Raw genomic sequence first — 12,663 nt, forward strand, 5'->3', positions numbered from 1 at the left:
AGTGAACATTAATATAACCTATGGCAAAAATTTTAATTGTTGAAGATGAACCCTCCATGAGGCTCGGACTCAAGGATAACCTAGAGTTTGAATCTTATCAGGTTGAGTTGGCGATTGATGGAGCCGAAGGTTTAAAGAAAGCTACGGCTTCAACCTTCGACCTAATTATTCTAGATGTTATGATGCCCAAAATGTCAGGGTTCGATGTTTGCAAGGCTATGCGTAAGGCTGGCATTACCACGCCAATTATTTTCCTTACTGCAAAGAGTGAAGAAATAGATAAAGTGTTAGGCTTGGAACTTGGTGCCGATGATTACCTCACTAAGCCTTTCAGCTTGAGAGAACTAATTGCCAGGGTAAAAGCAATTCTACGAAGAACGCAAACTGATGCCGATACTGGTTTAAAAGGTGAAGTAACCATTGGTGGACTTACGGTAGATTTTAGCCAGTTTACAGCAAGAACAGCTGAAGGTGAGGTACGTATGTCACATAAAGAATATGAGATTCTGCACTATCTCGCAGAGCATACCAATGAGGTGGTGAGTCGTTATGACTTACTGAACAAGGTTTGGGGGTATGAAAGTCAGCCTACAACCCGAACGGTAGATAATTTTATACTCAGATTGAGGCAAAGAATTGAGGAAAATCCCAATGAGCCGAGGCATATATTGACAGTGCACGGAGTGGGCTATAAGTTGCTTAAGGTTTGAAGCTAGTAGCCGGGAGCTGGAAGCTGAAAGTAATGTTCAATATGACCTAGCTAATGAACTGGAGAAGTACTGTCCCTTTAGGGATCAAGGGTAAAAAGCTTGAAGTCGGAAGACCGAAGACGGAAGTGAAAAAATTAGGACTGAATGATTGAGAAAAGCTATGAAGATAGTTGGTATAGGGACTGAAAAAGTACTAACCTTTTAAGGGTTAAGGGTAGGAAGACGGAAGTCAGAAGTCGGAAGACCGAGGTGTGATTTGTAGCTTAAAACCACCATTCATACTCAGCTAATGAACTGGAGAAGTGCTGTCCCTTTAGGGATCAAGGGTAGGAAGACCGAAGAAAATTCTGAAATCTGACGTTTGATATCTAGCGTCTAGCACCTAGAATCTGACCTGTGACAAGTTATGACATTCGTTTACGCAGCAATGACACCGCGCCTTGAAATAGGCCGTAAAATTGTAACATAAGCTCAAAGGTCAAATAGCTCAAACGTTACTAAAACTAAAACTACAATACTCCGGCTGCCATTAAGGCAGTCGGTGTTACTAGAAACGCGACAATGAAAAAATATTTAATAGCCATTATACTCTTAGCCATTCAGGCTGCCGTCCTTGGTCAGGACACCAGAAGGTTAATGAACCTGAGAGGACACTGGAAATTCTCTATCGGAGATAGACCTGAGTGGTCAAAAACTAATTATGACGATTCAGACTGGGAAGAAATATACGTACCAGAACGCTGGGAGCGTGAAGGCTTTAATGGTTACGATGGTTTTGCTTGGTACAGAACTAAGTTCAGTGGTAAGGGGCTCAACAAAGATAGATATCACCTGATTTCTTTGGGTTATATAGACGATGTTGATGAAGTCTTTATCAATGGTGTAAAAATTGGCTTTTCTGGTGGTTTTGAGCCGTTTTATTACACTGCGTGGAATGCTGAAAGAGTTTACATGATTCCACCAGAGGTACTGAATTACAATGGTGATAACCAAATAGCAGTCCGCGTTTATGATCAAGGGGGAGAAGGAGGAATTTACAGTGGCTCAGTAGGTATTCTATATTTAGATGATTATTCAGCCAAAGAGCAGGTGTTTTTGCAAGGCGTTTGGAAAATTAAGATAGATGACGACCCAGATTTTGCTAAAGTAGCCTATGACGATAGCAATTGGGAAAACGTTATGGTGCCCTCTAACTGGAAAACGATCGGCATTTTCGACCTGAATGATTTCGCATGGTATAGAAAGACTTTCACATTACAGTCAGGAACCTCGACTACTGACATGACACTTATAGGCGGTAAAATTGATGACTTCGATGAAATTTATATCAACGGAGTCAAAATTGGAGAAACCAACGATGGCAAATGGTTGGGGTCTTCCAGAAGTTTTTCTGAGTTAAGAGTGTATAATATTCCTAATGGCCTACTTAAGCCTGGCAAAAATGTGATTGCCGTGAGGGTAGAAGACATAGGAGATAATGGCGGAATTTATGAAGGTCCAGTTGTAATTATGCCTACTTCTGAAGCCACACGCTACGCTCGAAAGTCTAATTGGTGGCGATAAGGTATTTCTGCCAAGCTCTCCAGCACTTCACTAGATAGCTCATGTTTACCCTCGAAGGTGATACTCTCGGGGGTAATTTGTATCTGCTCAGCTATGCTCTCTTGTTCCTTTATTCTTGCTTCAGTTAGAAACTCATCTTGTAAGCCATACACCAAGAAACACTGCTTGTCTTTAAGTCTATCTGTACTTTGCAGAGGAGGTAAGTCTGGTGGAAAAATGCCAGCCCAAAGAACAAGTCGATCAAAACTTAGATCAGACATTGTGGCTAGTCTGGAAATGGTTGCTGCGCCTTGGGAAAAACCAAAGAACGTGATTTTAAGATCTTTTTTTAGCTGAGAAGTCACCTCATTATAAACTGCCGAAAGGTAGGTAATGTAATTGCCAATGTCGCTTACCCGGTCTTCCTTGGTCATCCAGGTAGCACCAACTCTTCCGGCAAAGCCTTGAAGATAATACCTAAAAAGCCCTTCAGGTGCTACAATTAGCCGTTTAGGGCTAGCAATGGTATCAAATTTTCTAATGAAGTACTTGGCCAATTGCCCATGCCCATGGCATACAAACCACAGCTCTTCTACATCTTCAGATGGAGTTCCTAAAATTTCGTATCGAGCGTTAAATTCAAATGATATTCGTTTTTCCATTGTTCTTCTAAAGGGTTGGGTTTTTAGACTAGAGAGCTCTTTAATTTCTTCATGCTGAGTTTGTTTCAGAATCTTTGGCTAGTAGACCCTAATCCCGTGTTCTCGGGACAGGATAATGCAATCATTCACTCTTCAGCCTCTAAAACGTCATATCGGAAAAATAATTCATAGAATTTAATCCGAATTATTTTAGTCCGATATCTCAAGACTTTCATCCAATGAGATTCCTGATATTTTTCTTCCTTTTGATAATGAAGGAAGAAAAATTCTGGGATGACAATTAATGGTTTTTTTAATGTCTTGGAGCTCACTCACTCTTAAGGTTCTTTTCAGAGAATTTGAATGGTAACAAGTTGTCGATTGAATCAGACTCGTAAACTTCACCCTCGGCATTGAGCAAATAAAGTTTAATGGGTTGCTCTTGTATGTTTTCATACTCACTCATGCTTTGTCGGCAGCTTCCACAAGGAGTGGCTAAAGTGTAGCCTTCGGCTGAAGCCTGTTTGGCAACTATGGCAATCATGTCTAAAGATTCTTCAGGAAATTGTGCTTTGGCAGAAAAACAGGCCACTCTTTCTGCGCACAAGCCAGATGGGTAGGCAGCATTTTCTTGGTTGTTACCCAGTATAATTTTACCACTTTTCAACTTAACTGCTGCACCCACCTGAAAATTAGAGTAAGGCGCATAAGCTTGACTGGCCGCTAGCTTGGCTTGTTCAATGAGTTCTGCAACTTCTGGTTCTACAGAGTCTACTGAATAGACGGTTATTTTTGAGTTTTTTGTAATCTCTCTTTTAGGCATACATAGTTTTTGAGAGGGCGATGAATATACGAATCTTTTTTAGTAATGGTTTTTTCGAGCGCTCCGATTGATTGAGCACGAATCGTTATGTCTTCGGAATGAGCTTTTTATAACCGAATGTAGCCTTAGTAGCATTAGAGGCTGAAATTTCAATAGCTCCGATTTAATGGAGAAAACTTGATCTTAGTGGGCATTTTCGCCTAATTCGTTCAACACCTAATATGAGTTTACTACCTATGGAGAAAATATTAATATTGGGAGCAGGCCGCTCCTCCAATTCACTAATTAATTACTTGTTTGATCACGCAGAGGAAAGAGATTGGCAAATCACCGTTGCCGATTATGCCTTGCAATATGCGGAGCAAATTGTAAAGGATGCTAAACGTGGGCAGGCTGTAGCCATTGATATCACCAACGATCAGGAAAGACAACAGTTAATCAGCGAGCATCAGATTATAGTATCTATGCTCCCTGCCAAATTTCACCCAATTGTGGCAGCAGATTGTCTAAAGTTAGAAAAGCACCTTTTCACAGCTTCTTATGTATCGCCAGATATGAAGGCTCTGAACGATAGGGCTAAGGAAAAAAGGCTTCTTTTCTTAAATGAGTGTGGGCTTGATCCGGGAATCGATCACATGTCTGCCATGAAGGTGATCGATCATATCCGTGAAGATAAAGGACTTGAAATTCGTGCTTTTGAATCATTTACAGGCGGTTTGTTAGCACCTGATCCTGATGATGATAATCCTTGGCAATATGGCTTTACATGGAACCCGAGAAATGTGGTGTTGGCCGGTCAAGGTACTGTGAAGTTTATTCAAGAGGGGAAGTACAAATACATACCTTATCATAAGCTTTTCAAAAGAACGGAAATGATCCATATTCCAGGTCACGGTTATTTTGAAGGCTATGCCAACCGCGATTCGCTAATGTACTTAGATGTTTACAACCTACGCGGAATTAAAACGCTCTACAGAGGCACACTGAGAAGGCCAGGCTACAGCAAGGCATGGGATATTTTTGTTCAGTTGGGCGCTACAGATGATACTTACCAGATGGAAAGTGTTGAGGGAATGACTCATAGAGAGTTTATTAATTCCTTCCTCTCATATAACCCAAAAGACTCCGTTGAGCTAAAACTTGCTCATTATTTGGGACTTGAATTAGAAGGCCCGGAAATGCACAAGTTGCAATGGTTAGGCTTGTTTGATGACGAACCAGTGGGCTTAATGAAGGGTACACCAGCGCAGGTACTAGAGCATATTCTAAAGAAAAAATGGACTATTAGCCCTGAAAAGAAAGATCAGATAGTGATGTGGCACCTCTTCGATTATGTGGAAGATGGCGTAACCAAAAGAATTAGGTCGGCTATGGTGGCTACTGGCGAAAATGCTAAAGAAACGGCTATGTCTAAAACGGTGGGTTTGCCGCTGGGTATTGCCATTAGATTATTCTCTGAGGGAAAGATAGAAGCCAGAGGTGTTCATGTGCCGATTACACCAGAATTCTACAAGCCTATTTTAGAAGAGCTAGACCAGTTAGGCTTCCAGTTCATTGAAGAAGAAGTGGTGCTTGAGGATTAAAATCTTACTTGTTACTTGGTTGCCCAGCAGAAGACTTAACATTTACCTGAATCATTCTCGGCTTTTCAATTGAAATCTGAGAACCAGGATTGTTAAGGCTCATGCGCAAGGTTTGCTTGAATGGCTCTGTCTTTTTAGGTTCAGCAGGTTCTAGGTACTTCCAACTAGACTCTGCAGGGCAACCAAGTTCTTCTAAGGTAAATGGAGAAGGTGTAGAGAACTTTGCTTTTGTGTAATAGTTGAACTGCGAGTCGCTATTCATCTTTTTCTGGAACAATGCGAAAATTGGTAGTGCAGTATTAGCTCCTTGCCCAAGTCTGGTAGACTTAAATCCTAAGCGGTAGTTGTCTGGACCAACCCAAGTAATGGTTACTAGGTTAGGAGTGAGGCCTACAAACCATCCGTCTTTATTGTTCTGGGTGGTTCCTGTTTTACCAGCAATGTCATTTGTAAGGTTATATTTCCATCTAATACGAGATCCAGTTCCTTCATTAACCACACCCTTCATCATTTCAATCATGGTCTCTTGAGTAGTTTTAGAAATTACAGGCTTGTTACTCACCTTCGGGCTAAACTCTACCAAAACATTTCCCTCTTTGTCTTCAATTCTTTGAATAAGTGTAGGGTGGGCTGCTTTACCATCGTTTAAGAAAATGGTATAGGCTTGGGCTAAGCTTAACATGTTAATTTCGGCAGTACCTAGGGCAATTGAAGGTACTCTTGGTACATTTTCTAATCCGGCTTGGTTAGCTAAATTCACTACGTTATTAATGCCGGCTTCTTGCATTACTTTCACGGCAACGGTATTCACAGAATTGGCCAAAGCACCCTTCATGGTGTAGAACCTGTTTTGCTCTTCGTCTGAGTTTAGTGCTGCCCAATTTTCATAAGAGGCATATTTTACGCTTTGCGGGTTATAGTAATTACATGCAGAGGCGCCTTGCTCTAAAGCCGATGCATATACAAAAGGCTTAAAGGTAGAACCTACTTGGCGTTTGCTTTGAGATACATGGTCAAATTTGTAGTGGGCGTAGTTTATGCCACCTACCCAAGCTTTTACAGCTCCATTTTTTGGGTCAATGGAAATCATGCCCGTATTCAAAAGTCTTTGGTAGTGTGCTATTTTATCTATTAGCGATGCCTCAATTTCTTTACTTCCTTGCCAGTCCCATAGCTCTAAAGGCTGTGTCTTAGCTAGTTCGGCAAATACTTCTTTATCGCTTAATCCTTCTTCCTTTAAGGTTCTAAATTCCTTCGAATTCTTTACTAGTTGCTTGAAGTGTTTGTTTTTCAGAGAGAGTAGGCGGTTATCAAAATACTTATCATAGGTTTCTTGAAGTTCGGTCATATGCTCGGCTATGGCGTTTTCTGCCATCAATTGCATGTTGTAATCTAGTGTAGTATGAATTTTTAGTCCACTGGTGTAGATATTGTAGTTAGTGCCATTTGCGTAGTTGTAAGCCTCTAGCCATTCTTTTACCTGTTTTTTTACCTCTGCTCTAAAATAGGTGGCAATTCCAGCATTGGTGTCAAATGAACTTAGGTTGAGTTCAATAGGGCTCTGGCTTAGTGAATCGTACCACTCCCTACCAATAAAGCCATACTTCATCATTTGGTAGAACACCGTATTTCTTCTGCTAATAGCATTTTCAGGATTAACTCTAGGGTTGTAATAGTGTGTAGCTTTGAGCATTCCTACCAGAGTGGCCGACTCCTCAAGAGTTATATCTTCTACCGATTTGCTGAAGAATCGCTGGCTGGCACTTTCAATGCCATAAGTATTGTCGCCAAATGGAACCGTGTTAAGGTATAGTGTTAGAATTTCTTTTTTCGAGTAGATGTCTTCCATTCGCATAGCCAATATCATCTCTTTGGTTTTATTCACTGCCATGGTGAAAGGCCCGTGGTTTTCTCTTGGGTAGAGATTTTTAACCAATTGTTGACTGATTGTACTACCGCCTCCTGCAGACTTGTCTCCCAGAAGTATGCTTTTGAAGAATACCCTGCTCAAGCTAAAAACATCTACTCCTTCATGGTCATAAAACCTCACATCTTCAGTAGCAACCAGAGCATCAATAAGGTGAGGAGGGAGTTTTCTAAAATTGACCTCTCTTCGATTTTGAAAGTGATACTGGCCAAGAATCTCATGATCTGCCGCATATACTACACTGGCTTCATCGTGCTGAATTTCTGTCAACTCTTCAGTAGAAGGGAGCTCTCCCCATCCGCCAACAAGCACAGATAGAAAGAAAACAAATGAAGAAAGAGAAGTGAAAGCCATGACAAGGAATATGTAGAAAGAGGTATTCCATATGGCTTTGATATATGCTGAGGCACGTTTTAAATACTGTATGTACATGGTGAGTCTGGTTGTTTAATTTATTCGGTACCCACCATATGACATATTGTATGCCATGGCCTAAATATGCGTTTAGAGCCGTATTTTACTTTTGAGTAATTTTCAAAAGTAGAATATCATAATCAAAAGTAGAATAAGAAGCTTGGCTCAACTCAGCTTATTTGAATGGCGCTTTTGAGTGATTTAGCGGACTATTTTACTCGTTGTTGTTCTTCTTTTTCCGCTTGAATATGTTTCCAATTTTCTTGAAGAGACCTTCCTTTTTTTCAGGTTCACTCGCAAGTGTATCTACCTGAAGGCGCGTGGTTTTTGGTTTGTCAGTATTAGTGAAAAGGCGCTTGATAAAACCTGCTTCCTTCTCAGGAGTACAGCCCATCATATTGATAATTCTGGTAGAAGGTGGTGAGAATCTAGCACTGGCAATACTCCTTAATTCATCAGAGCTGTTCATCTTTTGCTGAAATAGGGCGTAGATAGGCAAGGCAGAATTAGCTCCTTGCCCCATAGCGGTACTTCTGAAACCAATGCGATGATCATCTGAGCCTACCCATGTGACTGTTAGCAACCTTGGGGTTAAGGCTACAAACCAACCGTCTTTATTGTCTTGGGTGGTGCCCGTTTTGCCAGCAATATCATTGGTGAGTCCGTATTTCCAGCGAAGTCTCTGAGCAGTGCCTTCATTTACTGTGCCTTTCATCATTTCTAGCATAATCTGGCGTGTCTGTTCGCTAAACACTGGCGATTCGGCTACATCTGGCAAAAAGCTGTGCAATGTGTTGCCATCACTGTCTTCTATTTTAGTAATGAAATAGGGAGAAGCTGGTTTGCCATTATTAAGGAAAGAAGTGTATGCCTTGGCTAACTCCATCATACTCATTTGTGCAGTACCAAGCGCAATAGAGGGAACGTACGGGATGTCAGATTCAATACCCATATTGTGAGCTAGGTCTACAATATTAGAAATGCCTGCATCTTCCATTACCTTTACCGCTACAGTATTGATAGACTTGGCCAGTGCGGTCTTCATGGCGTAATCTAATTCATATGATTCCCCTCCAGAGTTGGTGGCCGTCCAGTCATCATAATTAGCATAGGTTACCTGTTGACCAGAATAATAATCGCAAGGCTGCTTCCCAGCTTCAAGAGCGGCTGTATATACTATAGGTTTAAAGGTGGAGCCTACCTGACGCTTAGCCATGGCAACGTGGTCATACTGAAAATGCTCAAAGTTAGAGCCACCAACCCACGTTCTGACCGCACCAGAGTATGGGTCAACTGAAAGTACTCCGGCCTGTAAAAATTTGAGGTAGTGTTTTACGCTATCCATGTGAGAAGCCTCAACAATCTTAGTCCCGTCCCAATCCCACAATTCAATTTTGTGTTTGAAATTAAGCGAGTCTTGAATTTGCTTTTCCGTAAGCTTTTGAGACTTTAATTTCTGGAAATAAGGAGACTTTTGCAGCGCATTATTAATCACTCTTTTATCTGTTAACCATGGTGCTCTACTTCCATAACTTTCCTCAAAGTCTTTCTGAAGTGCTTTGAGGTGTTCTGTGAATGCTTCTTCAGCAATCTGCTGTAAGTCGTAGTTCAGTGTGGTGTAAATCTTTAAACCGCTGGTATGTAGGTTGAAGTCAGTTCCGTTTTCTTTATTGTAATCCTTCAACCATTGCTCCACTTTCTTCTGAAGATTAGCTCTAAAATATGGGGCAAGACCTTTGTCGTGGTTGAAAGAGTAATAGTCTAGCTTTAAAGGTTTTTGAACCGCTATTCTTCTTTCTTCATTCATTAGGTAACCATAGCGCTCCATTTGGGCTAGCACAGTATTTCTTCTAGCAAGGGAACGTTCAGGGAAAAGCCTAGGATTATAGCTGTGAGATGCCTTGAGCATACCCACAATTACAGCACTTTCAGGAAGTGTTAATTCAGATGTTTTTTTGCCGAAGAATTTCTCTGCCGCACTCTCCACTCCGAATGTGTTGTCTCCAAATGGCACAGTATTTAAATAGAGTGTTATTATTTCTTCTTTGCTGTAGATTTTCTCTAAGCGTATAGCGCAAATTGCCTCTTTTACTTTGCTTACTGGCATGGAAAATATGCCATGATCTTTTCTCGGATAAAGGTTTTTGATGAGTTGTTGAGAGAGCGTACTTCCTCCTCCAGCCGACTCGTCTCGCATAAGAATAGACTTGAAAACCACCCTGAGCAAGCTTCTTTGGTCAACACCATTGTGCTCATAAAAACGAGCGTCTTCCGTAGCAATTAGGGCATCAATAAAGTGCTGAGGAAGTTCTTCATAGGTAACTGGTTGCCTGTCGAAAATAAAGTATTTACCAATGAGTTCTCCACCTTGAGCGTAAACTTCAGAAGCTTCACTTTGCTTAATGTCTGCGAGTTGATCTTTGCTGGGCAGAGGTTCCCAAACTTCAAATAGTACACTTAGATAAAAGCCGAATATGAATAGAATACCCGCTAAGCCGGTAAGGGCTATCCATTTGATCCAACGCTTTTTATTAGTTTTCTTTTTTCTGGCTGACATGGACTTAGGTGAAAAACGTGACTGCCGAATATTTCTTGCAAAAATAGTGGAATAGTTTCCCACTCTACATACGAGCTAGTAATTTGGCAGTTACATGGAACCGAAATCAATTTTTCTCAAACGGCCAGAAGTGACTAAAGTGGTAACAAATCTGCGAGAGGCAGAAATGCAATTGAGTTATGATTTTGAAAAGCATAAATACTCTTGGGAAGAGCAAGGCATGGAGTTCTCCTTCAGGTTGCCAATTACCATTTTCTCTAACGAAGAAGGTGTGGTAGAACTGGATAGAGAGGTTACTTATCTCATGCTTTTGGTTCAGAGTGGAAGTGCTTCGGTAGGGGTTTTTCAGCATGAAAAGTGCCTTTCTCATAAAGTGTTTAGCTCGTATATGGTGCGTAAGAAGCAAGGGAAGAGCCAAATTAAGCACTTAAAGACCAAAGGGAAATCGAGAGCTGGTTCTAGAATTAGGCTTGCCAGTGGAGCCGAGATGTTCGATAATGTGAATGAAAGACTCCAAAGACATTTTCAAGAGCATGATTTCGACCGAATAACCTTTAGCTGTTCAAAGATTCTGTTTCCTCATTTGTTTGGGGCGAAGGTTGAGCCTCCTTTCGATAAAAAAGACCCGAAGATTTATAAAATCCCAAAGCATTTGCATCAACCAAATTTTGAAGTGATGCTCGGAATGCAACGTTTCCTCAACCTTGGTGAACTCATTATCCCACAGGAGGTGAATGAGGAGGATTTGTTTTATTTGAGGTAATCAGTGTGTTGTCATTCCCGCGTCCTGAACCATCGGGAGTTGGAATCTCCAAAAACTCTCAAAAGCCATTTGAGATTCCCGTTTCTACGGGAATGACGATCCAAAAACCAATTTCCTTTGACATCAATCAATTCAAAACTACCTTTAGGCCATGAGGAAATTAGCGGTAATCACTGGCGGAACAAAGGGGATCGGCAGAGCTACAGTTGAGAAGTTTTTTAGTGAAGGTTTCGATATTGTAACCTGTGCAAGAAATGCAGAAGACTTACTCAAATTGAAAGAATCTCTATGTTCAACTGGTGAAGGAGAGGTGTATGTTCGCCCAACCGATATGTCTGTGAGGTCTGAAGTGACGGCTTTCGCGGAATATGTAAAAAGCCTTGGCAGACCCGTTGATGTGCTTCTTAATAACACAGGTGTATTTATTCCTGGCTCTATTCATGAAGAGGAAGAAGGTAACCTTGAGAAAATGATTGAAACCAATCTTTACAGTGCTTATCACTTGAGTAGGGCTTTGGTAGAAGATATGAAAGCCAGAAAAGAAGGGCACATCTTTACAACAGGTTCCATTGCTGGTTTTACCGCTTATGCCAATGGAGGTAGCTACGCCATTTCCAAATTTGCCTTACTCGGTTTCACCAAATGCCTAAGACAAGAGTTGAAAGACTTTGGTATTAGAGTTACCTCAGTGCTGCCTGGAGCTACTTTAACCGCTAGTTGGGAAGGAGTAGAGTTGCCACAAGATCGTTTTATGAAGCCCGAAGATATTGCTGAAGCTATCTATTCAGCGCATTCGCTCTCTAAACAGACGGTAGTCGAGGAGATCGTATTAAGACCGCAGTTGGGGGATATTTAATATTGAGTCCAGATTTTATAGCCTAAACTGAAACCTGCAAAATTCTGAGTCATTCGATTTGGCTGAAGCGCTCCTTCAAACTCAAAGTCATCCGCAGTAGTGCCTTTCAATGAAAATTTTAGAGATGCATTCATGTAGAACCTAGAATAGGTTAAGGATAATCCTATCTGCCAAAAAGGATCATATTGGTCAAAGCTAGAATTGTAAGCTATATTGGCCAGCTCTAATTGATTGAGATCTGGTGTGCTGTTAGAGTAAATAACTTCATACCCCTTTTTGTTAATCATTCGCATTCCAAAACCAACATTCGGTAGAACTTCCAACTCCTTAAAAAGCGAGAATCTATGTCCTAGATTAAAGTCAAAGAAGACAGGTGCAAATTTATACTTTATGAGCTCTTCAATATTTTTATTGTGACTTAACACATACTTGTTTGTGATGTTGAAGAATGTCAAACTATACTCTGTACTTACATCAACCCTACCATTTATCCTCCAATTTGGAGCTACGTTGTATGATACTTCTATTCCGTAGAATATTGGGTTATCTAAATCCACCTCGTTAGCAGTGATATATGCTTCATGATTGTTAATATTCACATGTGAGTCTGCATATAACTGATTTGCGCCAACTCGGGCATAAACGTTTAATCTTTCTTGAGACTTAAGCTGAAGAGAAAGGACTGATAACATAGCGATTAGGGTCATCACTACTGAGTATCCTTTTGTTTTGTGTGTGTACATGATAATGAATATAAATCTTATTGCTATTTATGTCAAATTTGAATCCACTATATAGCTCAGATTAAACAAGTTCTAACAACATTTTAAACGTAGAGAAGTTAACT

10 protein-coding genes are annotated in these 12,663 nt (G+C 40.8%); 5 read left to right on the forward strand and 5 right to left on the reverse strand.

What is annotated here, in order from left to right:
• The first annotated feature begins 20 nt into the window (after positions 1-20).
• Together T7867_RS12440 and T7867_RS12445 are read left to right on the forward strand one after the other, a co-directional pair.
• Positions 21-710, forward strand: a complete 690-nt coding sequence (locus tag T7867_RS12440) for a response regulator transcription factor (protein ID WP_322299364.1) — start codon at positions 21-23, stop codon at positions 708-710.
• A gap of 561 nt (positions 711-1,271) precedes the next feature.
• A complete protein-coding gene (locus T7867_RS12445; RefSeq protein WP_273514172.1) occupies positions 1,272-2,273 on the forward strand; it encodes a beta galactosidase jelly roll domain-containing protein in 1,002 nt (333 codons plus the stop codon).
• Here the strand turns inward: T7867_RS12445 and T7867_RS12450 are convergent.
• Positions 2,243-2,914: an alpha/beta hydrolase gene (locus tag T7867_RS12450; protein WP_273514170.1), complete on the reverse strand. Its 672-nt coding sequence runs from the start codon at positions 2,912-2,914 to the stop codon at positions 2,243-2,245. The two genes, T7867_RS12445 and T7867_RS12450, sit on opposite strands and share 31 nt — an antisense overlap.
• 307 nt (positions 2,915-3,221) lie before the next feature.
• Positions 3,222-3,716, reverse strand: coding sequence for a cytidine deaminase (cdd, locus tag T7867_RS12455; RefSeq protein ID WP_273514167.1), 495 nt, complete (start codon positions 3,714-3,716; stop codon positions 3,222-3,224).
• A 221-nt stretch (positions 3,717-3,937) separates the two neighbouring features.
• Between cdd and T7867_RS12460 the strand changes: the two genes are divergently transcribed.
• On the forward strand, positions 3,938-5,299 hold the full coding sequence (locus tag T7867_RS12460) for a saccharopine dehydrogenase family protein (RefSeq protein WP_273514165.1): 1,362 nt from the start codon (positions 3,938-3,940) through the stop codon (positions 5,297-5,299).
• A gap of 4 nt (positions 5,300-5,303) precedes the next feature.
• Here the strand turns inward: T7867_RS12460 and T7867_RS12465 are convergent, their stop codons facing one another.
• Both T7867_RS12465 and T7867_RS12470 read right to left on the reverse strand, forming a co-directional pair.
• A complete protein-coding gene (locus T7867_RS12465) occupies positions 5,304-7,658 on the reverse strand; it encodes a PBP1A family penicillin-binding protein (RefSeq protein ID WP_273514162.1) in 2,355 nt (784 codons plus the stop codon).
• Positions 7,659-7,854: 196 nt separating this feature from the next.
• Positions 7,855-10,197 (reverse strand): penicillin-binding protein 1A, encoded by a 2,343-nt coding sequence (locus tag T7867_RS12470; RefSeq protein WP_273514160.1) that lies wholly within the window; start codon positions 10,195-10,197, stop codon positions 7,855-7,857.
• A gap of 94 nt (positions 10,198-10,291) precedes the next feature.
• Here T7867_RS12470 and T7867_RS12475 point away from each other — a divergent pair, with 94 nt between their 5' ends.
• Together T7867_RS12475 and T7867_RS12480 are read left to right on the forward strand one after the other, a co-directional pair.
• Positions 10,292-10,960, forward strand: coding sequence for a hypothetical protein (locus T7867_RS12475; RefSeq protein ID WP_322299365.1), 669 nt, complete (start codon positions 10,292-10,294; stop codon positions 10,958-10,960).
• A gap of 151 nt (positions 10,961-11,111) precedes the next feature.
• A complete protein-coding gene (locus T7867_RS12480; protein WP_273514156.1) occupies positions 11,112-11,816 on the forward strand; it encodes an SDR family oxidoreductase in 705 nt (234 codons plus the stop codon).
• Here T7867_RS12480 and T7867_RS12485 read toward each other — a convergent pair.
• Positions 11,813-12,559: an outer membrane beta-barrel protein gene (locus tag T7867_RS12485; RefSeq protein ID WP_273514154.1), complete on the reverse strand. Its 747-nt coding sequence runs from the start codon at positions 12,557-12,559 to the stop codon at positions 11,813-11,815. The genes T7867_RS12480 and T7867_RS12485 overlap by 4 nt on opposite strands.
• Positions 12,560-12,663 lie beyond the last annotated feature (104 nt).

The organism is Roseivirga spongicola (assembly GCF_034376045.1).
Taxonomy (GTDB): Bacteria; Bacteroidota; Bacteroidia; order Cytophagales; family Cyclobacteriaceae; genus Roseivirga; species Roseivirga spongicola.

What these genes read in the sequence shown, in the direction of transcription:
- T7867_RS12470 (WP_273514160.1), bottom strand. Translation starts at nt 10,197, where the DNA reads ATGTCAGCCAGAAAAAAGAAAACTAATAAAAAGCGTTGGATCAAATGG.
- T7867_RS12485 (WP_273514154.1), bottom strand. Translation starts at nt 12,559, where the DNA reads ATGTACACACACAAAACAAAAGGATACTCAGTAGTGATGACCCTAATC.
- T7867_RS12465 (WP_273514162.1), bottom strand. Translation starts at nt 7,658, where the DNA reads ATGTACATACAGTATTTAAAACGTGCCTCAGCATATATCAAAGCCATA.
- T7867_RS12460 (WP_273514165.1), top strand. Translation starts at nt 3,938, where the DNA reads ATGAGTTTACTACCTATGGAGAAAATATTAATATTGGGAGCAGGCCGC.
- T7867_RS12450 (WP_273514170.1), bottom strand. Translation starts at nt 2,914, where the DNA reads ATGGAAAAACGAATATCATTTGAATTTAACGCTCGATACGAAATTTTA.
- T7867_RS12440 (WP_322299364.1), top strand. Translation starts at nt 21, where the DNA reads ATGGCAAAAATTTTAATTGTTGAAGATGAACCCTCCATGAGGCTCGGA.
- T7867_RS12475 (WP_322299365.1), top strand. Translation starts at nt 10,292, where the DNA reads ATGGAACCGAAATCAATTTTTCTCAAACGGCCAGAAGTGACTAAAGTG.
- T7867_RS12445 (WP_273514172.1), top strand. Translation starts at nt 1,272, where the DNA reads ATGAAAAAATATTTAATAGCCATTATACTCTTAGCCATTCAGGCTGCC.
- cdd (WP_273514167.1), bottom strand. Translation starts at nt 3,716, where the DNA reads ATGCCTAAAAGAGAGATTACAAAAAACTCAAAAATAACCGTCTATTCA.
- T7867_RS12480 (WP_273514156.1), top strand. Translation starts at nt 11,112, where the DNA reads ATGAGGAAATTAGCGGTAATCACTGGCGGAACAAAGGGGATCGGCAGA.